General features: G+C 44.1%; 25 protein-coding genes. 10 read left to right on the top strand and 15 right to left on the bottom strand.

Features of this window, described 5'->3' with window-relative positions; translation table 11 throughout:
* The coding region (locus IQR33_RS08945) for a helix-turn-helix domain-containing protein (protein ID WP_193843647.1) at nt 1-233 on the bottom strand (233 nt) is incomplete at its 3' end.
* A 174-nt stretch (nt 234-407) separates the two neighbouring features.
* Here IQR33_RS08945 and IQR33_RS08940 point away from each other — a divergent pair.
* On the top strand, nt 408-986 hold the full coding sequence (locus IQR33_RS08940; protein ID WP_005374156.1) for a malate synthase: 579 nt from the start codon (nt 408-410) through the stop codon (nt 984-986).
* A gap of 90 nt (nt 987-1076) precedes the next feature.
* Here the strand turns inward: IQR33_RS08940 and IQR33_RS08935 are convergent, their stop codons facing one another.
* Nucleotides 1077-2090, bottom strand: coding sequence for a GGDEF domain-containing protein (locus IQR33_RS08935; RefSeq protein ID WP_047102820.1), 1014 nt, complete (start codon nt 2088-2090; stop codon nt 1077-1079).
* 349 nt (nt 2091-2439) lie between these two features.
* Between IQR33_RS08935 and IQR33_RS08930 the strand changes: the two genes are divergently transcribed.
* The 3 genes from IQR33_RS08930 to IQR33_RS08920 are packed head-to-tail and all read left to right on the top strand — an operon-like array spanning nt 2440 to nt 6043.
* Nucleotides 2440-3792, top strand: coding sequence for a DASH family cryptochrome (locus IQR33_RS08930; RefSeq protein WP_047102819.1), 1353 nt, complete (start codon nt 2440-2442; stop codon nt 3790-3792).
* Nucleotides 3792-5336, top strand: coding sequence for a cryptochrome/photolyase family protein (locus tag IQR33_RS08925; protein WP_053307139.1), 1545 nt, complete (start codon nt 3792-3794; stop codon nt 5334-5336). The genes IQR33_RS08930 and IQR33_RS08925 overlap by 1 nt, the downstream gene beginning before the upstream one ends.
* Nucleotides 5336-6043, top strand: coding sequence for an SDR family oxidoreductase (locus IQR33_RS08920; RefSeq protein WP_017819732.1), 708 nt, complete (start codon nt 5336-5338; stop codon nt 6041-6043). The genes IQR33_RS08925 and IQR33_RS08920 overlap by 1 nt, the downstream gene beginning before the upstream one ends.
* A gap of 61 nt (nt 6044-6104) precedes the next feature.
* Here the strand turns inward: IQR33_RS08920 and IQR33_RS08915 are convergent, their stop codons facing one another.
* On the bottom strand, nt 6105-6251 hold the full coding sequence (locus tag IQR33_RS08915) for a DUF2256 domain-containing protein (RefSeq protein ID WP_005374142.1): 147 nt from the start codon (nt 6249-6251) through the stop codon (nt 6105-6107).
* 33 nt (nt 6252-6284) lie between these two features.
* A complete protein-coding gene (gene msrB, locus IQR33_RS08910) occupies nt 6285-7427 on the bottom strand; it encodes a peptide-methionine (R)-S-oxide reductase MsrB (protein WP_053307140.1) in 1143 nt (380 codons plus the stop codon).
* A gap of 202 nt (nt 7428-7629) precedes the next feature.
* On the opposite strand from msrB, the gene IQR33_RS08905 reads away from it, so the two are divergent.
* Both IQR33_RS08905 and IQR33_RS08900 read left to right on the top strand, forming a co-directional pair.
* Nucleotides 7630-8028 carry an OsmC family protein gene (locus IQR33_RS08905; protein ID WP_053307141.1) on the top strand — a complete coding sequence of 133 codons (399 nt, stop codon included), beginning with the start codon at nt 7630-7632 and terminating at the stop codon, nt 8026-8028.
* Between the two features lie 129 nt (nt 8029-8157).
* Nucleotides 8158-8709: a sugar O-acetyltransferase gene (locus IQR33_RS08900; RefSeq protein ID WP_193838039.1), complete on the top strand. Its 552-nt coding sequence runs from the start codon at nt 8158-8160 to the stop codon at nt 8707-8709.
* Between the two features lie 90 nt (nt 8710-8799).
* Here IQR33_RS08900 and IQR33_RS08895 read toward each other — a convergent pair whose 3' ends face one another.
* From IQR33_RS08895 to IQR33_RS08865, 7 genes are all read right to left on the bottom strand, one after another.
* Complete coding sequence (locus IQR33_RS08895; protein WP_005374128.1) at nt 8800-9180, bottom strand: hypothetical protein; 381 nt, start codon at nt 9178-9180, stop codon at nt 8800-8802.
* Nucleotides 9168-10130, bottom strand: coding sequence for a glycine zipper family protein (locus IQR33_RS08890; protein ID WP_053307143.1), 963 nt, complete (start codon nt 10128-10130; stop codon nt 9168-9170). The genes IQR33_RS08895 and IQR33_RS08890 overlap by 13 nt, the downstream gene beginning before the upstream one ends.
* A 290-nt stretch (nt 10131-10420) precedes the next feature.
* On the bottom strand, nt 10421-10807 hold the full coding sequence (locus tag IQR33_RS08885) for a hypothetical protein (RefSeq protein WP_193838040.1): 387 nt from the start codon (nt 10805-10807) through the stop codon (nt 10421-10423).
* A 267-nt stretch (nt 10808-11074) separates the two neighbouring features.
* Nucleotides 11075-11257 carry a hypothetical protein gene (locus tag IQR33_RS08880; protein WP_021035913.1) on the bottom strand — a complete coding sequence of 61 codons (183 nt, stop codon included), beginning with the start codon at nt 11255-11257 and terminating at the stop codon, nt 11075-11077.
* A 164-nt stretch (nt 11258-11421) separates the two neighbouring features.
* Entirely contained in the window at nt 11422-12108 is a 687-nt protein-coding gene (locus tag IQR33_RS08875) for a helix-turn-helix transcriptional regulator (protein ID WP_025547493.1), read from the bottom strand.
* A gap of 47 nt (nt 12109-12155) precedes the next feature.
* Entirely contained in the window at nt 12156-12470 is a 315-nt protein-coding gene (locus IQR33_RS08870) for a hypothetical protein (protein ID WP_053307144.1), read from the bottom strand.
* Nucleotides 12471-12585: 115 nt separating this feature from the next.
* Nucleotides 12586-13509 (bottom strand): LysR family transcriptional regulator, encoded by a 924-nt coding sequence (locus IQR33_RS08865; protein WP_053307145.1) that lies wholly within the window; start codon nt 13507-13509, stop codon nt 12586-12588.
* Nucleotides 13510-13647: 138 nt separating this feature from the next.
* Here IQR33_RS08865 and yjjG point away from each other — a divergent pair, with 138 nt between their 5' ends.
* Nucleotides 13648-14322, top strand: a complete 675-nt coding sequence (gene yjjG / locus IQR33_RS08860) for a pyrimidine 5'-nucleotidase (protein WP_005374109.1) — start codon at nt 13648-13650, stop codon at nt 14320-14322.
* 51 nt (nt 14323-14373) lie between these two features.
* The gene (locus IQR33_RS08855; RefSeq protein WP_140261012.1) at nt 14374-14913 is read left to right on the top strand and encodes an NUDIX domain-containing protein; all 540 of its coding nucleotides are present in this window, start codon (nt 14374-14376) and stop codon (nt 14911-14913) included.
* A 79-nt stretch (nt 14914-14992) separates the two neighbouring features.
* Here the strand turns inward: IQR33_RS08855 and IQR33_RS08850 are convergent, their stop codons facing one another.
* The 4 genes from IQR33_RS08850 to IQR33_RS08835 form a co-directional block, all read right to left on the bottom strand.
* Nucleotides 14993-15427: a hypothetical protein gene (locus tag IQR33_RS08850; RefSeq protein ID WP_005480927.1), complete on the bottom strand. Its 435-nt coding sequence runs from the start codon at nt 15425-15427 to the stop codon at nt 14993-14995.
* Between the two features lie 20 nt (nt 15428-15447).
* The gene (locus IQR33_RS08845; protein ID WP_053307146.1) at nt 15448-15999 is read right to left on the bottom strand and encodes a YtfJ family protein; all 552 of its coding nucleotides are present in this window, start codon (nt 15997-15999) and stop codon (nt 15448-15450) included.
* Between the two features lie 79 nt (nt 16000-16078).
* The gene (locus IQR33_RS08840; protein ID WP_020841751.1) at nt 16079-16798 is read right to left on the bottom strand and encodes a carbonic anhydrase; all 720 of its coding nucleotides are present in this window, start codon (nt 16796-16798) and stop codon (nt 16079-16081) included.
* A 78-nt stretch (nt 16799-16876) separates the two neighbouring features.
* Nucleotides 16877-18220 carry an OmpP1/FadL family transporter gene (locus tag IQR33_RS08835; protein ID WP_017635081.1) on the bottom strand — a complete coding sequence of 448 codons (1344 nt, stop codon included), beginning with the start codon at nt 18218-18220 and terminating at the stop codon, nt 16877-16879.
* A gap of 772 nt (nt 18221-18992) precedes the next feature.
* Between IQR33_RS08835 and IQR33_RS08830 the strand changes: the two genes are divergently transcribed.
* Both IQR33_RS08830 and IQR33_RS32665 read left to right on the top strand, forming a co-directional pair.
* Nucleotides 18993-20168, top strand: a complete 1176-nt coding sequence (locus IQR33_RS08830; protein WP_021821302.1) for an efflux RND transporter periplasmic adaptor subunit — start codon at nt 18993-18995, stop codon at nt 20166-20168.
* 1 nt (nt 20169) lies between these two features.
* On the top strand, nt 20170-20330 hold a 161-nt coding region (locus IQR33_RS32665), incomplete at its 3' end, for an ATP-binding cassette domain-containing protein (RefSeq protein ID WP_228013816.1).

Here is a 20330-nt window from a genome sequence, read left to right as displayed (position 1 = left end):
CACGCCGGATCTTTTTGAAAAACTTCCGCGATCACTTCGAGCATATCGATACTCGGTACGCGTTTTCCGCGCTCAATCATCGAAAGGTAAGAAACCGAAGGAGCGTACTCTGGATTAATTCTTACACAACGGGCAGACAAATCTTCCATCGTTAAATGGTTGTTTTTTCTTAGGTTACGAATTTTCGTACCAAGAAAATGAGACTGACGAATAAGGCTTTTTGACACAGACATTTTGTAAAATTCACATTGTAAAATTTTTGTTGTGAAATTGTAGTCAATATTTCGCTAGTCTACATAATGAGCAGGCAAGGAAATTAACCATCCACTTCACAGAATTGCCTGAAACTTAAATAAAGGATTTAAGTTTTTACTCTAGGACGAGTTTTTAAGTGCGAGGATATGACGATGAATATGCTGAACTTCGATAAAAAAGAGATGCAACAACAACAACGCCCATTTATCGCTGAAGCCGTATTTGCCGTCGAAGCGGTAAGTGCTGAGCAGCAGAGTGAGAAACAAGTAAAAGCGAAGCAACTGCTTGACCGCATGTTCCCATTGGAGAACGGGTCGCACCAAGATGTATCAAGTTACGTGATTGATTACCGCCATGTTTTGGCTTATTTCAAAGACGGTACACACAGCGGCCTGAAAAGCCCAAAACACTTCGTGGCGTACACTGGTGAAAAGGAAGATCCAAAGTCGATTTTGTTTAAAGATGATTCGGGCAATCATGTCGAAGTGCTGTTTGGCTGTCACAAAGGCACTGGTTGCGTGGAATTAGTGGACATTGACGATATTCAATTGGAAACTCGCACGACGTTTCATCCTGAACTAACTGGCAATGCACCAACTGCGATGCGCCATTGGATAAGCCTAATCAAAGGCGACAAAAAAGGTAAGCCGATGGCATGCAGTGAAGATAAAGAATATACCGCAAAAAATGGTGACGACTACATTCTAAGTTACTGCTACAGCGTCGATTAAGATACTCATGATTGGATATAAAAACCCCGCACTTTACGTCGCGGGGTTTTCTTTTTCATCGTAAAAGTCGTTTTCGCTTAGTCAGTTTATTTAAATTGGCATCACGCGGTTACGACCGAGTTGTTTTGCTTCATAAAGCTGTTTATCGGCTTTATTGATTAAGGCTTCAGGCGTATCACCCGGCTCAAATTCTGCTACCCCAAAAGAAGCTGTAATGCTGTGAACTTGTGTGCCTGAGCGCTTATCTCTGATACGCAGTTTTTCTATCATCCGGCGTAGTGTGTCTGCATATTGGCGAGCAATTCGCAGAGATTTGTTAGGTACAATTAACGCGAATTCTTCACCACCAAAACGGTACGCACATATCCCATCTCGACAGCTTTGTTGTAGCCGGCGGGCAATGGCTTTTAATACTGTATCGCCAAAAAGGTGCCCGTAATTGTCGTTAAATGATTTGAAATGATCGATATCAAGCATGATCAAGGTCATTGCCTGATTTGATGCAATAAGTGAAGAGAGATCTTTGTCAAATGCTCGGCGGTTGTATAGGTTTGACAAACCATCGAACAACGCATCTTGCTGTACTTCAGCCAGTTGGTTTTTGAGGCGAGAAATTTCTTCACTCGCGTTAGTCAATTGGCTATTCAAAAACTTTGTTGAGTGACGAATTTCATGTGACTCTGCGACAAGTTGACGAATCACCACCATCACTTCTTCAATGCTTAGGCTATTGTCCTCAACTTTTTCCAGTTTATTAAAGCTTTTGTCTACCATCTCGGAAAAGGAGGAAGTATCTGAAATCGTATCGCTCATTGAACTGGATACTTCGTGTAGCAGAACTTCTACATTGGTTCTAAGATCTTCAAGGCTGGTTTCTGCTTTGCTGGCCACATAGTTGTTGTAAAGCTGTTTATTGGTTGCTGGCGGGCAAATACCGTAGTTTTCTAACACCATGTCTAACTCAAAGTTGAGTTCTGGAATGGTCTTGTCAACGTAGGTATACCAAAGCGCGTAGTTGGCTGGCGTGGCAGCAACATGGTTTTTGATCATCAGTGGGACCGCTTTTTTTAAATTAGCGGTTGATTTCTTAAACTCGTCGGTCATTTCTGCGATGGTACTAGCAAAATGGGATTGGGCTTAGATTAACGGATATTAACTAATGTCGCTTTAATTTTTATCACTTTTGCATGGTTTATATAGAAAATGAGTGATTAAGATCGTGATCAATACCGTTGGATTCAAATTTTATAAAATATCAGTATGAAACATGTACAGGCATTTGGTGGTATTGCGTGTTTTGAGATATCCAGCAAATGGATTCCGTGTAAACGTTAGTAACCTAATGATCGTCAAACTCTCGTTTTCGTATAAAAGCAAGTAAATCAAAAGGCTTAACGTCAGGGTCTCCGTGAAAAGAACTCGTAGACGAAGAATTAACATCTGAGGGTGCGAATTGAAAAAGAAAATAGGACTTTATTGGTTCACGAACGACTTGCGATTGCACGACAACCCACTGTTGAAAAGCGCCAGTGTAGAAATGGACGAGTTAATTTGCTTGTATTGCTACCCTTCAATGACGCCTTACTTGCATCACTTTGCGCAGGAAGCCTCTTTCGGGCGCGCGAAATTGCAGTTTCTCGACTCATCGCTTAGTGAACTCAATCGATCTTTGAATCACCTTGGTCAGCGATTATGGGCGGTTGAACTGACGCCCGATCAAGCAATCAAGTATGCTGTTAATCGCTTCGGCGTCACACATATATATGCTGACGCCTTTCCCGGTTCGGATGAGCAACAAGCGTTAGATCGCGTAGCTGAAGGCGCTTCTCATGTAAAAATAAAACAGCAAGCAATCCGGACCCTGTTAAGGGAAGAACAACTGCCATTTGACTTGAGCAAACTGCCTACGACTTTCACGCAGTTTAGAAAGCAAGTTGAAGGTTTAGACATCTCTCGGCCCCACGAGAGTATCCGTTCGTTACCTCCAATTCCTTTAGGTGTGAATCTTCCTTCCGTTACTGCATATTACTTTGACACAAAAGCTGCGTTTCATGGTGGAGAAAGCCGCGGGCTTGAACATTGTCGCCAGTATTTTGCGTCCACACTAGCCAGTGAATACAAACAAACACGCAACGGTTTAGATGGCATGGATTACTCCACTAAGTTCTCTCCTTGGCTAGCTCATGGGTGCGTTTCTCCGAAAACTATTTATGCCATGTTGAAACGTTATGAAGCGGAGAGTGGTGCAAATGATTCAACCTATTGGATTTACTTCGAACTGCTTTGGCGTGAATACTTTTATTGGTATGCCCGTCGATACAAGCGGCAGCTGTTCCGATTCGGTGGCATCCAAAATCAAGCACCACTCACTAGCTTTTACGCGCACCGTTTCCAACAATGGAAGAAAGGTGAAACGCCATTTCCTATCGTCAATGCGTGTATGCACCAACTTAATGAAACGGGTTATATGTCGAATCGTGGCAGACAGTTAGTCGCCAGTTGTTTGGTGCATGAACTTAGCCTCGATTGGCGTTATGGCGCGGCGTACTTTGAGTCACAACTGGTTGATTACGATGTGGCATCAAACTGGGGAAATTGGCAATACCTAGCGGGCGTTGGTGCTGATCCGCGTGGTTCACGACAATTCAACCTCGAAAAGCAAACCGAAATGTACGATCCGCACATGGAGTTCATCGATAGGTGGCAAGGTCGTTGTCCTGGCGCGCATTTGGATAGTGTAGACATGGTCGATTGGCCGATTGTGATGGGCAGCAGTGACAAAGCTTCGTCGTCGGAGAAACCGTAATGCAATTTGAAACCGTACGATTGATCTTGGGCGATCAACTTAACAGTGAGCACTCTTGGTTTCATCAACCGGATGAGCAAGTGCTTTACCTGATTGCGGAGCTCAAGCAAGAGAATACTTACGTCACGCATCATATTCAGAAAGTGTGTGCGTTCTTTTCTGCAATGGAACAGTTTGCGAAAGAGCGTCAGAGTGAAGGTCACCAAGTTCAGCACCTCACGTTGGATGACACACAATCCTTCGACGATCTTGAGCAAGTCTTGCAACACTACGTGAGCGAAGTTGGTGCAAGTAAGTTTGAATATCAACGCCCGGATGAATACCGTTTACTAGAGCAGTTAGCCAAACTAAAGCTTGATGGGGTCGTGGCGCGTTGTGTCGATTCGGAACACTTTTTGTTGCCGTTTGAAGAGATAGAATCGCAGTTTCCTCAAGGCAAACACATCATGATGGAGCACTTTTACCGCCGTATGCGCAAGCGCTTCGACATCTTGATGCAAGACGGAAAACCCGTCGGCGGAAAATGGAATTACGATGCCAATAACCGTAACAAGCTCAAAGCCAAAGACATTGAACAACTGCCACAACCTTTGATGTTCAGTACCGACGTGCGCGATATTACTGAGCGGTTGGCACGACATGACATCAAAACTATCGGAAATCTCGAAGGGGAATTGTTGTGGCCGATTAATCGCGCGCAAAGCCTCTCTTTACTCGCGCATTTCTGCCAAGTCTGTCTGCCGTTATTCGGACGTTTTCAAGATGCTATGACAGGCCAGCACGACGCTAAGTGGAGCTTGTATCACAGCCGAATTTCATTCTCGCTCAACAGCAAATTGCTGCACCCGAGAGAAGTCATTGATGCATCACTCAAGGCATTTCACTCCAACGCGGACATCGACATTTCTCAAGTTGAGGGGTTTATTCGCCAAATCTTAGGATGGCGAGAGTACATCCGAGGCGTCTATTGGGCGAACATGCCTCATTACCCGAAAAAGAACGAGCTGGGCGCAGAAAGAAAGCTGCCAAACTTCTTTTGGAGTGGCGAAACCAAAATGGCCTGTATGCGCAATGCGATTGGTCAGTCCCTTGATTATGCCTACGCACACCACATCCAACGTTTGATGGTCACTGGTAACTTTTGCTTGCTAACCGAGATCGACCCAGATCAAGTGGATGAGTGGTATCTCGGTATCTATGTTGATGCGATTGAATGGGTCGAAATGCCGAACACTCGTGGCATGGCATTGTTTGCGGATGGCGGCATTGTTGGCACCAAACCTTACGCGGCGAGTGGTTCTTACATCAACAAAATGAGCGACTACTGTAAGGGTTGCCATTACGACAATAAGGCGAGGAGTGGGGAAGGATCGTGTCCGTTTAACAGCCTTTATTGGCGCTTTATGAACAAACACGACAAGCGCCTCGCAGCCAATCCACGAATCGGGATGATTTTCCGCTCTTGGGACAACATGGAAGAACAACAACGCCAAGCGATTCTTGATACCGCAGAGCACTACATAGAAAACGTGGAGAACTTGTGATGGAAATACTCATCGTCGGTGGCAATGGTGGAATTGGTTTGGCGATGGTGAGAGAAGCCGCAGCTCGGTTTCCTCAAGCTCGCGTGCATGCCACTTATCGTAAGCAGCAACCAGATTGGCAACACCCAAATGTCGTTTGGCATCAAGTGGATGTATCGCAAGACGAGCAGGTAAAAGCGTTCAGTGAGCAGATTGAACACGTCGATTGGTTGGTGAACTGTGTTGGTATGTTGCACACCCAAGAGAAAGGTCCTGAGAAGAATCTTAGCTCGCTCGACGCAGACTTCTTTCAGCAAACCATCACGGTTAATACTTTGCCAAGTTTACTGTTGGCAAAATACTTCACGCCCAAGCTAAAGCGCAGTACTGCACCCAAGTTTGCGACCATTTCGGCCAAAGTTGGCAGCATTAGCGATAATCAGTTAGGTGGTTGGTACAGCTATCGAGCATCGAAAGCCGCATTAAACATGTTCCTAAAAACCATGTCGATCGAATGGCAAAGAGTGGTCAAACATGGCACGGTGCTTTCACTTCACCCTGGCACCACAGATACCGCTTTGTCGGCACCTTTTCAAACCAATGTCCCAGAGGGAAAGTTGTTCACGCCAGAGCGAGTTGCTAAGGATTTATTAGGCTTGATAGAAAAAGCAACCCCGCAAGATAGCGGGGCGTTTTGGGCTTATGATGGGACGTTATTACCTTGGTAAGAGAACGCGTACAAACGTTAATACAAATGAAATAACATACTCCAGAGAGGGTCGGAGTGACCTACGTTTTCGTTGATTTATTTCTTCGGCAACGCTCAGAACAATAAACGATTTCCTCCCAATTTCGCGCCCACTTCTTTCTCCAAGAAAATGGGCGCTGACAGACCGGACAGACTTTCATGGGAAGGTTGGATTTAAAACCTTTCATCGCGCTGAATGTTCACTCCTAATTTGGCTAAAACTACTTATCAAATAGGTACAGGTAATCGCCGTAGCCTAAACTCGCCATCTTGTTCACAGGTACAAATTTCATCGCAGCAGAGTTCATGCAATAGCGTAATCCCGTCGGCTTCGGACCATCTTTAAACACATGACCTAGGTGTGAATCACCAAACTTACTGCGGATCTCCGTTCTAGGGTAGAGTAGTTTATAATCGGTTTTCTCCACGATGTAACCCGGGTTAATTGGTCGAGTAAAGCTTGGCCAACCTGTGCCAGATTTGTATTTATCAGTAGAAGAAAATAGCGGTTCACCGGTCACAATATCCACATAAATTCCCGCTTCTTTGTTGTCCCAGTATTCATTATCAAACGGACGCTCCGTGCCTTCTTCTTGCGTCACGTAATACTGTAGCTCTGTTAAGTTTGATTTGATTTCAGACTGAGCAGGCTTACTGTACGCTTTCACTTTCGAAAACAGCTTTTTTTCTTCAATCAACTGTCGAAGTGTTTTAGGGCTTTCTTTTCGATCTTCACCAAATACTTCGTCGAGATATTTATCGCGACCTGATGCGTAGCGGTAGTATTTGTACTTCAAGCTACTCTTCTTGTAGTAATCCTGATGATACGACTCCGCAGGGTAAAACTTTTCAAACTCGATCAGCTCTGTTTTCAACGGTTTTGGATAGATCATCGCCTTGTCGATTTCCATCATAAACTGCTTAGCAATCTGCTTTTGCTCCGCATTATGGTAGAAGATCGCTGGACGGTATTGAGGACCACGGTCAACAAATGAACCTTTATCGTCGGTAGGGTCGATATGACGGAAGAAGTAGTCCAGCACTTGCTCGTAGTTCACGACAGCAGGATCGTACTTCACCTCAATCACTTCAATATGACCAGATTTACCAGAAGAGACTTGGCGGTAAGTCGGGTTTTCAATATGACCACCTGAATAACCTGATACAACATCGATTACGCCGGGCAGTTGCTCTAAATCCGATTCTGTACACCAGAAACAACCGCCAGCTAGCGTTGCGATTCTTGTATTCTCTGAAGCCTTCAGCTTATCCATCGTATCGGCGGTACCTGTTTTACTCAATAGTAGAAACAAGACTGGAAGTGCGAAGGAGAAACCGGCCAATAACTTAGACATATTCTTCATAGCTACCTCATCGTTATTTTTGTAGAAAGTGTTACTTAAATAAAAAGTGTTACGTATAGAGAAAGGTAACCGAGCGAAAAAATTACAGTAATGTTGAAAATTCCGTTGCCCTTTTATGCGATAGAGCTAAAGTATCGACAAGAAACACACCGCTAGTAAGGGCAACGATGCCTTGAATAAGCGATGCTAAATGAGGTAAATCATGCAAGCTGAAGTTAAATGGATAGAAGATTTTAAATTCCTTGGGCAATCTCAGTCGGGCCACTCCGTAGTGATGGATGGCAATGGTGGTGCAACCGCACCAAGCCCAATGGAAATGGTACTAATGGCTGCTGGTGGCTGTAGCTCTGTCGATGTTGTTGATGGTTTGAAAACAGCAGGCCAAAAGGTTTCGTCAGTTAATGCCAAGCTAACCACAGAGCGTCGTGAAACCGCGCCGCGTATCTTTACGCAAGTGAATATCCACTTTGAAGTGTCAGGTGACGAGCTTGACCCAGAAGTCGTAGCAAAAGTGGCGGCTGACTCGCTAGAAAAATACTGCTCGGTTTGCTTAATGCTAGGTGAAGGTGTTGAGATGGCCCACAGCTGGGAAATTGTGTAAGCCGACAGACTCCACAAAATATAAAAACAGGAAAGAGAAAAGTCCGGGCTTTTCTCTTTTTTTATTTCGCAGTTCACGTACCTTGTGAAGAATCTGAAAGCAGTAATTGCAGGTTGTAGGAGTCTTCCAGTGACAGAACTAGAAAAAATGATGTCTGGCCAGGTCTTTGATGGCATGGACAAAGAAATTGACGCCATTAGAAGCCATGCTCTTCAAGCACTTAGAGCGCTCAATAATAACACCGACGAAAGTCAGCGCGACGAATTGCAAAAGCAGCTATTTGGCAAGGTAGGCCGTTGTATTGTCCAGGCCCCTTTTCATTGTGAATTTGGTAAGACCATCGAAATAGGTGAAGAAACCTTTATCAACATGAACGTGGTCATGCTCGATGGTGCCAAAATTACCATCGGGAACCACGTGCTCATTGGACCGAGCGTGCAATTTTATACCGCTTCTCATTCTGTTGATTACCGCAGTCGCCGACGTTGGGAAACGTTTTGTAAACCCATCACGATTGAAGATGATGTGTGGATTGGCGGTAACTCCGTTATTAACCAAGGTGTAACAGTTGGCGCTCGCTCGGTGATTGCGGCGAACTCGGTCGTTAACCATGATGTGCAGCCAGATTGTCTATACGGAGGCACGCCAGCTAAGTTGATTCGCCGTCTCAACGAAGAATAGTAGAGGTTAGTATGCAATAACTCTGGCGATTAGAGAGTTCAGACTGAGCTCTCTTCGTCGAGTACATCGTTATATTTTAATGTTAATTCCTCACTCAATTGCTAAAAGAACGGCACCAATTGATAAAGTCAGGGCAACGACAACAGAGTTAACAATGATAATACCTAGTAATAGAATCGACAAATAACGATACCATTTTGGTACTTCTCTAGAAATATTAGGTAATTTTCGCTTTTCACCTGAGCTAGGTTGAACGATTAAACGAACAAACATCAATGTTCGGAAAAATGCGTAAGGCCACCCTGTGAATAAAGAAAGCTCAAATTCATTAAAATATGGTTTTTTAAAATAGTTTCCAACAATCTCCTTCGGCATCAGAAAGTGCATGACACCGATAAAAATGGTTTGTAAGAAAATAATAATCACACCAGTCATTAAAGTGTAAAAAAGAAATGTGATTACTTGCTGCATATAGACTCTATTCCAGTACTAGCGACTAAGTTTGGCTTGCTTTCAATTGAATTATAAAAGCTTTTTGCCACTTTACCGGATGCATAACCTACAGCCGTTGAACCGGCAGCGAGTACAATGGCAGTCCCCCAGCCAATAGGGTTTGATACTAAAAATAGACCGACTAACGCGCTGGTACCCATTCCTACAGCTGTGCTAGTTATTGACTCAACAAAAATTTCATTCTTCTCATGTTGGTCTTGTGTATTCGCAATCTGAATGCAGGAAGCCGTCAGACTAACACCGACTAAAACATGTCCGCCCACTTTAGATGCTTGAGCTATTTTATTCAGTTTTTCGGCTTGTTTAACTATATGAGCATTCGCAGGTAACCCTCCACTTCGAGCTATGCGAATAGACTGGTGAGTCGTTTTGTTGCCAAATAGCAGCTTTTCCATAGGGCCAACATTTTTCTTTAGTAGGTCTAAATGTTTTTTACGTCGACCATCATATTGTCCTTTACTTATTACTCCGTTTTTATAGTTTGCGTAAAGGTCGTTGATGTTCTCAATGAGCTTAATATTTCCTTTACTCATCAAGTTCCCTGTAGCACCCATCAAGGTACCTCCTGGAATAGTAATCATATTGGCGTTGTTTTCCAGCCATGCCAACGCCCAAAACATGTCAGCATGTTGCGGTGGAACTTGATTTGAGATTGATTTTGGAGGTTGATTGTAGCTGAGAAGATTGGGAGGCAAAACTTTATGGGGAGGAGAGCTGGGCATTTGAGGTTTAGACGCTGGGTAGGTCCCTAGCTTCGCGATACTTTTAGGAGGTAACGCATTGTTACTTTGAGTTTTAAGTTGAGAGCTTGATTTGGGTAGAGCTGATAACCAAATGATATCGCCTGCTCTAATGCGGTTAGGATCTGAAATATGCTTGTTTAATGTCATTATATGAGTCAGTACCATCTGATAGTCCTTGCTACCATATGGAGCACCATACATGTTTAATATAATAGGTGATAAGTTATCATGACTTTTATTTTATACTTAAAAGATCCCGACACAGAGCACCTCTAGCTAATAATTTATTTGTATAGATATTAACAAGAAACTATATTTAAAAATTTTATTTTTTTGCATTCTAGACTTTCATTTTAAAAAGCCATAAATTAGCTGATGTATTTATTATTTGTGTGAAATTCTTAATGTTATTTACATTTAAAGTGTGACATTAGACTTAATTGGATAGGTAAAGGTCATACATGATCTGCTAATGATAAAAAACCTGCGATAAAAAATACAAGCGCTAACATTGTAGAGTTTATGATAATTACCCATATTAAAATTAAGGATAATAGACGGTACCACCTAGGCACCTCTTGGGATACATCGGGTAACTTTCGTTTTTTACCTGAGTTAGGTTGAACGATTAAACGAACAAACATCAATGTTCGGAAAAATGCGTAAGGCCAACCTGTAAATAGAGCTAGTTCGAAAGTGTTAAAATAAGGTTCTTTAAAGTAGCTATTGACAATGTCTTTTGGCATTAAAAGGTGCATGATACCTATAAAGAATGTTTGAAAAAAAATAACTAATACACCAGAGAACATTAAGTATCCAATAATGTTCCAGATCAATTGCATATTGCACCTATCCTTATAATAAACCGATGCTTTTTCAAAGGTTTTATCCTAATTCTTATCATGAAGAAATAAAGAGACTAACAGATAACCTATATCTTAGCTATGAATGTAAGGGCGTTTTGGAGGAGTGTCGAGAACGAAAATAAGATCTATTTTATTGATTTTTATGTAAATATAGTTGGTCGTGTATAAAATGGATAACGTGTGGTGGCGAGATGTAAGCCTTGCACAACTAACAAAGGTTGGTTAAACAAGGCTAATAGTCGGTTATGGATGAATAACGATTTGTTGCTCCTCAGTCATCACAAGTGTCGCTTTGCTTTGTTCGATAAGTTGGGCAGCATAAGAAGGGGTAACGGCCTGCATATCACCTTTAGATCGAAGAGTTAAAGACTCCCACGCTTGATCTCGATATTTCCCTGCTTGGGTGTATTGAATCAGTACTTTCATAGCTTCACGCTCCGGTGTGGTTGACGTGCTACTTAAGTTAACGATCTTAGGTTGGTTGCGCATCTGTTAAAAATGAAACATTAGTTTAACTAAATGTGCCTTTCCAAATATCTCGCATTGAGCAGAGCAATTTAGAATCCTTGTGATGGAAGGATGAAGAACACTCAATCTTTCGATTCATACTGCGCAATATAATGTTTGAGAGATTTGGTTTCCGCACTCTGAAACTCTTCATCGTGCATACGCAGTGCTTGGATACGGTCGAGGCGGAACTGGCGGTAGTCATCGCGCAATTCGCACCAGGCGACCAGCGTCCAGACTTTGCCCCAAAAGAACTGGCCTAACGGTTGGATTTTTCTTTCGGTCACCTGTCCGCTTTCATCTTGGTAATCCAAACTGACCTTAAACTGATGATCAATCGCGTGGCGCAGAAGCTGCCCTCGTTTGGCAGTCTCGGACTGGGTGTGATAATCGGGCACAATCAGCGGACAATCTTCCACTTGTTGTTTGAGCTTATCGGGCAATACCGAAAGTATTTTGGTGGACGCAGAGTGAGACGCTTCGGCGAGTTCAACATCCGACCAGGCTCGAACCATCCGCATACCCAGTTCAAGCGCCATCATCTCTTTTTCTGAGAACATCAAAGGCGGCAGATGAGAGCCAGCTTGCAACAGGTAGCCAACACCTGCTTCACCTTGAATCGGAACACCAGAACTAAGCAACGACTGAACATCGCGATAAATCGTACGCTCGCTGACTTCCATTCTTTCTGCGAGCTCTTTCGCTGTCACGGCGTAACGCTTTGCGCGCAGAAGCGTCAGTAGCTCAAACAGTCGTTCTGATTTGCTCATGATGTTCCTTATCTAGACCTACTGGTTGTTAGTGGTAGTGTGGCTGATTACTTCTCTAGCTCACTGCACATTTTTAAGTTGTGATGTTTAAGCTCGAAGCTTTCGCAGTCAATCATCGATAACAGAGGCTGAAATTCAACGGCTTGCTTAATCTGTTTTCCCGCCTGTTTTGCATCGTCCATTGAACGCCAGTAAATGATGTCTGTCCACACATCGTCCGTCGCTTCGTGACTGAGTGAGCGATACAAAAAGCCTGGCAGATTCTTCACAAACGTTTGTGACTGTTTGGCAGCGGCGATCACGTCTTGCTCTGTTGTGCCTGTGGTTAGACGAAATTGCACAGTTTCGATAACGGTTTCCATATTGTGATTCCTTATTGGTTTTGGCGGATTGCCTGTTGAGTTCCAAATAAGGTTACGCGGATGGAATGTCAGAACATGTCAGTAGTGAAATCTCACTCACTTATCATCAATATGGTTATTTTTCTGGGCTGTTGTAACGATCCCAGTAAGGTAAATCTGTGCCGAGTTTTTCGCTGATAAAATCGATAAAGGCTCTTACTTTCAACGGCATGTGCTTGCGCTCAGGGAACACCGCATAAATGGCGTGTTCTGGTAGAGAATACTCTTCCATCACCGGTTTTAGATTTCCTGCGGCAAAGTCTCTTCCTGCAATAAACGTCGGCAGTTGCGCAATGCCCGAACCTCTTAACAGCAACTGGCGAATGGCTTCGCTATTATTGACGATAAAGTTTCCTTTTGGAAGCACCTTGTATTCGCTGCCATTGTTGATGAACATCCATTCGACGCCGCCACGGAAATAGGAGTAGCGCAGGCAGTTGTGACCGACTAAATCACTTGGTTTTTGTGGTGTTCCAAACTCCGCTAAGTAATCTGGTGAGGCACAAAGCACACTTTTACAAGGGGCGAGACGTTTTGCGATTAGATTGGAAGAGGTGAGTTCACCAATACGGATCCCCAAATCAAAACCGTCTTTAACCAAATCGACCATTTTGTCTTCGAGGTTTAAATCCACTTCAATTTTCGGGTAACGAGCGAGAAACTCGCTGATCAAAGGCGCGATATGCAGCACACCGAAAGACATCGGCACGGTAATTTTGAGCCGACCTTGTGGAGATCCTTGCAGCTCCGATACCGCGTCCACGCCTTGCTGGGCCAGATTGAGCGCTTGAGAAGCGTACTCAAAATAGCGTTCTCCTGCTTCGGTCAGGCTCAGCTTACGCGTAGTTCGATTAAGGAGACGAATGCCCAAATCGTCTTCTAGTTGGTTGATGCGTTTGCTGATCGCCGATTTCGTCAGATTCAGCTGTTTGGCCGCAAGGGAAAAGCTGCCGCATTCGACAACAGCAACAAAAACGGGCAGGGAGGCAATCGCGTTCACATCAATCTCCTATTATCGTGAAGCATTTATTGTTGAGCACAAGGATACAATTAATTTCCAATTATAGAGATTATCTTCAAGAAGAAAACAATCTAGACTATGCACCAGTATTACGACCTTGATTTTGGGAAGAAGAAAATGAAGTACGATTGGATCCTGTTTGACGCTGACGAAACCTTATTCCACTTTGATGCTTTCAAAGGTTTGCAGCTTATGTTTTCTCGCAAAGGCGTAGATTTTACTGAACAAGATTTTGCTCATTACCAAACCGTAAACAAACCGCTTTGGGTGGATTACCAAGATGGCAAAGTAACGGCAGATGAGCTAAAACATAAGCGTTTTACCGAGTGGGCTGAGAAGTTGAATACCACAACAGCAGATCTCAATAGCGCATTTTTAGAAGCAATGGCCGATATTTGCAGCTTATTGCCAGGTGCAAAAGAGCTGATGGAAGCGCTGCAAGGCAAAGCTAAAATGGGCATCATCACCAACGGTTTTACAGAGTTGCAAGCGATTCGCCTTGAGCGTACAGGGATGACTGAGTACTTCGATAAAGTAGTGATCTCTGAACAAGTGGGCGTAGCAAAACCGGACTTAGGTATTTTTGAATACGCGATGCAGCAAATGGGCAACCCATGCAAAACGCGCGTACTGATGGTGGGTGACAACCTGCATTCCGATATTCTGGGTGGTAATAATTTTGGTATTGAAACTTGCTGGTTAAATACCACAGGCGCAAGCGTTGATGAGCGTATCGCACCAAATTACACCGTTGAGTCTTTGAGTGAACTAAAGAACATTTTGGTGGCGTAACCGAATCGGGTATTATTCCGCAGTAACCCTCGGAAAAATCAAGGAATAACCATGTCAGACATCAAACAGCTAGACAGCAAAGTCGTTTACCAGAATAAGTGGATGACGGTGCGTGAGGACAAAATTTTACGTCCGAGCGGCGCAGAGGGCATCTATGGTGTGGTCGACAAACCTGATTGTGCTGCGATTCTGGCTATCGATAACGGGATGATTCACTTGGTTCAGCAGTACCGTTACACCGTAGGTCAACGTTGTTGGGAGATCCCACAAGGGGCGTGGGAATCAAACCCAAATGCGGATCATCTTGAGCTTGCCAAAGGCGAGCTGCGTGAAGAAACGGGCATGCAGGCGAGCGCCATGGCGTATGTCGGCGCGCAGTTTATCGCATACGGCTTTTTGAATCAGACATGTCACGTCTACTTCGCCAGTGATTTAACGGACGTGGGCAATCAACTCGACAGTGAAGAAGAGGATTTGATCACTCGCGCTTTTTCTGTTGAGGAGTTCGAACAGATGATGATCGACGGTACGATCAAAGATTGTGTCACCATCGCTGCTTATGGTTTGGCGAAGCTGAAGAAATTCATTTAGTTATTCATGACGATTTTTTAATGAAAACAGCGGCCTAGTGCCGCTGTTTTTAGTTTGGGTGAGTTCGTTGAGCCATCGCTTACTCGTCGATTTTCTTACCTAAGATTTCCACTTGCGCTTTTTTGGTCACCCCCGCGACTTGCAGCGCAGTGCTGCCAACCGATTCATAGTTCAACTCGATTTTGTCTAACTTCGCGTTATCTTTTGTTGGTAGGCTTAAGCTTCTTGATGACATGCCTTTAGTCAGAACCCCTAAACTGTCGAACGTCTTTTCCTGACCATCTTTCATGATTACTTTAACGCTTTTCAGATCGACCGTACCTTGCGTACATTTGATTTTTATGTGGCTGAAACGAGCGTTAGCAAATGGTGACAGTGGATTGACTGTGTCGGTTTCCGATTTAAAACTGACGGTCTTATCTGCAATCTTATCCCAATCGTTGTCTCCTGCAACCGATTGGAAAGAGGCTACAGCCGCTAAAAGACAGAGTGCGATGGTGTTGAACAGTTTCATAACTTTTCCTTACCTTAGGTTTAGATATTCTGTTTAATCAGTTCGATGACGTGTGTGACTTCGTCTTGAGTTAAAGCCCCTTCTTTCACGAATAAAATTTCACCTTGTTTATTTTGTACGATAATCGCAGAACTTTCTTGCTGCAGATCCCAAGTTGTTGCTAATACGCCATTTTTGTCTAACACCATGGAAGACCAAGAGAATGTCTTTTTGCTGTCCTCTGCCGACGATTTTACAAATGTACCGGTTCCCCATATGGCGTCTTCTTGGTTGATCACGGTTGTGGTCTGATACTGATCTTCAGGAAAGTGAGCGGCAGTGATTGCTGACATCAGCGGCGCGTTCATCTCTTTGGCTTTACTACGACCTGCAATGGCTTGTATCACATGGACTTTGCCTAACATCTGCTGAGTTGCCCAAGGTTGATAAGCCACATCGTTTCCTTGCAGCGTCATTTCGCCATCGGTATCAATGCTGACGGAAGGGGTGGTTTGACCGACAGAAAGGTTATGAGAGAAGGCGAATGTCGGGGCGAGTGCGAGTAAGAGTGACAGAACAGATGGAGTTTTCATCGGGGGTTCCTGTAACGAAGTGAGGTTAGAGCGAATCAAAATAAGGGGCAAATACGATGCCCCTTATCGGATATGGCGATTAGTTAGAAAGTACAACGCGCGCATTTAGCGGTTGCAGCGGACGATTGTTTTGTCCCATGACTTCCATCAGTTTCGCGGCTTGATCTTTGGATAAGGTTTGAGTGTCTTTAAGCACAAACCAGCGCACACCTTCTGAACATGGCGGTGTGGTTAAAGAGCCGTTAAATCGATAGTAGTTTGCAGTTTTTGGCAGTAAGTCGTTAATCTCAAAAGTATCTTTAAAGAAGGTGGTTTGATTCTCTTGTGGGATTGCGTTGATCAGTTTAGACAGCGCTGCGTTTTGATCGCCAGCATCAAACATCACCGAAATTACCGCCAACTCGCCGTCTGCGTTGGCGTGTACAAAGTGCGCTTCAAGTGGATATTGGCGGCCTTTGATTTGGTTTTCTGATGGTGTGTGGAAATGGAACTGTTGCAGCTCGAACGTCTCGCCATCGATGGTGAAGCTGTTACGTCCGTTCACTTGCGCTTGCAGCGTATGACCATTGTTGGTTAAACCAATGACCTGACCAGTGTACGAAAGGTTCAGTGCTTCCAGTTTTGCATCGGCTGGGTTGTCGATGTTGATTGGGCTTTGGTTTTTCGTGGTTGCGCAGTCTTTGGCGATTTCTCCCCAGTGTTCTGGCCCGTGTTTGTCATTGCCATAGCCCCATTCCGAAGCCTGAGCCGCGCTTAGAGTGAGAAGTGAGAGTGAAAAAGCAAGTAGTGTTTTGTTCATAATAATGTCTCTGTTCGGTCGCTTTGATAAGCGTTGTTACAAGGCAATGACCTAGAGGTTTGATCACTGCCTGACAAATTAGAAACGGTGGCTGAGTTGGGCACCAATTAGGAACGCATTTGAATGGGTCACGCCCGTCACCATCGGTGCAGGAACACCTTCATACGCGTACTCTTCTACGTTGACATCTTCACCAATCAAGTACGTCATGCCGATGTCAACCGTGGTATCTGATGACCATTGGTAAGAGGCACCCGCAGATAACCAGTGACGGTTCGAATCTGGGATAGAAAGCGAAGTCAGCTCATCGACAGGTGTTTTGTCGAACATGTAACCCGTGCGAAGTGTCCAACGTTCATTGGCGTACCAAGTCGCACCGATGGAGTAGTGCGCGGAGTCTTGCCACTGAAAATCTTTTAGCAACTGATCATCAGCTTTCAAGCTGTCAAATGCTGACCAACCAATCCACTGCACAGAATAGTGCAGGGCAAATTTAGGTAAGACGCGGTGATAACCGGAAAACTCCGCAATATCCGGTAGCGGCATAGCAAGCGAGTCGTACGATTCGCCAGCAAAGTGGATGTCACCCTTGGCATCAATGTTAGGGCTGTGCTTGTAGCTTAAACCTAAGCGATGACGTTCGTTAAACTCGTACATCATGCCAATGTTCGCGCCAAGCCCAATGCCGCCAGCTTCCACATCAAGTGCGTTGCCTTTTACGGATCCACAGCGTTGTTCTAGTTCGTTTCCAAGTATGTTCCCACCAACGCAAACACCCACGTCCATATCGCGGTACAGCTCACCAGAGCCGTAAATCACATCAATACCACCACCGATACTAAAACGATCGTTCACCTTGTATGCCAAGCTTGCGCCAAGGTTGACACTCGCTACGCTGGTGACACCGCCAAAAACAGGTGCGCCATAGTTTGGTTTAAACTCCATGTCGGTTCCGAAGTTGGAGTATGCCGATAAGCCTAGATACCAGTCGTCGTTGATAGGGTGAATAAAGTAAAAATTGGGTACAACGGCTGGTTGACCAACGCCATCGACGTCATCAATGTCGGTCACGGTTTGAGAGAAGGACGGGGTAATTTCAACTTGAGGGGACGGAGGAAAACCGCCCATACCAACATTGACATCCGCATTAATGTTAGCTCGATGATATTGCGCATTTTTAACGGTAACGTCAGGTTTGACGTAAGTGACACCGAACGATAAGGCATTTTGTTTAAACAGCGTCATCGCTGCGGCGTTACGGCTGACTACAGACGCATTATCACCAATGACGGCATCACCAGCAAAAGCACGACCAAGACCCGTCGCCGAATGTTCGTTAATTTGAAAACCACCGGCATACGCCGTCGATGAGGCTAACCCGATTAATAAATAAATCGGTGAAAGAGTTAATTGTCGCTGCATGTTTTTTCTCATGAATTAATTAGAGGTTGTATTGCAACGAAAAGAAGTAAAATAAACAAATCTGACCAGTACATTTAGGGGTAAAACTAACAGTATGTTGACAATAAATAGATTTAAATTAATAAATATTTATTGATGAATTTATTAATGGTTCATGTCGTGAATATTGTGATTATTTTAAGTGTAAATTAAACTCTGAGCCTCTGTTTTTATTTTTGCGGTATTACTTCTCTATTTTTATTGTGCTGACTGTTCCCTAACAAACAGAGGCAAATCCAGCGATAAAGTGTTCGTGATGGAAACTCTGAGTCATTTGTATTTCCATTGCATCCCAACGTTGGTAGTTCGAATCAGCAAGAGAACTATCGTTTTAAACCCACATGACACACTCCTCTCGGTCTTACCTGTGTTATGTGGGTATTTTTTATTTAACTTATCACTTAACTCCTCTTGAAATTCAATAATTAAAAATGGCTATAATGAAATTTAAATTGATGGAATGTTGAATAATTTTGGATTTTACTGGTTTGTTGGTATTTAAAAGTTTTGTTTATAATACTTATAACTTGAATTTCTATATTAAAAATGATCTTTGTTATATTTATTGAATGATAAAGTTTTGAAGTGACTATAATATCTCGGATTTTTCACGTTAGTGATTTTATTCCTTCAGTATCTTGATGTTAATTTACCTATCTTTACGTCTCGTACCCTGTACGGCTAGGACAAATAGCAGTATAAAATCAAAACGATTATTTACTTCACTCCTGCTATGAAACTCAATAAAAAATGGCTCGTTTTGTGTGGCCTACTCGCTATTGGTGCTGGTGGTTATCATTATCTGCAACGTCCAGAACCCATTTCTCCTTACGCGACAGAAGTCGTGCGCAAAGGCAATATCGAAAAGGCGGTATTAGCCAACGGCATGTTGCAAGCGTCCAAATTGGTGAATGTAGGTGCGCAAGTATCTGGGCAAATTCAACGCCTCGCTGTGAACTTAGGGGATGAGATCAAACAGGGGGACTTGATTGCACAGATTGACAGCCTGACTCAGCAAAACAGCCTCAAAGAAGCCCAAGCGTCTCTTAATAGTCTCAATGCTCAGTATCAAGCTAAGCAAGCGCAGATTAAACAAGCAAACTATGAATTCGTGCGCCAAAAAGGCATGCTAGCGGCGAAAGCGAGCTCACGAGCTGATTACGAGAATGCCGAAGCGACGCTCGCCATCTACAAAGCCGAGTTAGCGCAACTGGATGCCGAAATCGAGAAAGCCAAAATCAACGTCGACAATGCGCAGTTAGATCTCGGTTACACCACCATCAACGCACCGATGGATGGCACGGTGGTCTACACCGCGGTGGAAGAAGGACAAACCGTAAACGCCAATCAAACCACGCCAACTATTATCGAGTTAGCCAAGTTAGATACGATGACAGTGAAAGCCGAAATTTCGGAAGCCGATGTGATTTTTGTTCACCCAGGCCAAACGGCGCTGTTCACCATTTTAGGCAAACCGAATCAGCAGTTTAAAGGCACATTGCGCGCCATTGAGCCGGGGCCAACCATCATGGATGGCGATGACAGCGATTTGAGCATTTCAGATAGCGACGCCATTTACTACAACGCTGTATTTGATGTGAAGAACCCGCAAGGTATTTTGCGCATCGGCATGACTGCGCAAGTTTCGATTGTCCTTGAGCAATCGGAAAATACCTTGATTGTCCCTTCACAAGTGCTGCAAAAATCTGGCGGCAAAGGCAACTATACCGTGCCAGTTCTTGAACAGGGCCAAGTGGTGCAAAAGCCCGTGACAGTGGGTATTAACAACAAAGTGAACGCAGAAATTCTCTCAGGTTTGAAGGAGGGCGACCAAGTTGTTCTTGGCAATGCCATGGATGGAGAATCATCAAGCCGAGGTGATCGTCGTCGACCTCCAATGAGGTTCTAAGATGAGTGACGTGCTTTTAAAAGTTGAGGATTTAACTCGACGATTTGTCTCTGGCGACGAGTCGCTTACCGTGTTGAACCACATTAATTTAGAGATAAAACGCGGTGAAATGGTCGCGATCGTGGGTGCATCGGGCTCAGGTAAATCGACGCTGATGAATGT

Source organism: Vibrio sp. OPT46, from assembly GCF_015163535.1.
In the GTDB taxonomy this organism is placed as follows: Bacteria; Pseudomonadota; Gammaproteobacteria; order Enterobacterales; family Vibrionaceae; genus Vibrio; species Vibrio alginolyticus.
The sequence above is the reverse complement of the archived record's forward strand: the minus strand, read 5'-3'. Positions and strand labels throughout refer to the sequence as shown.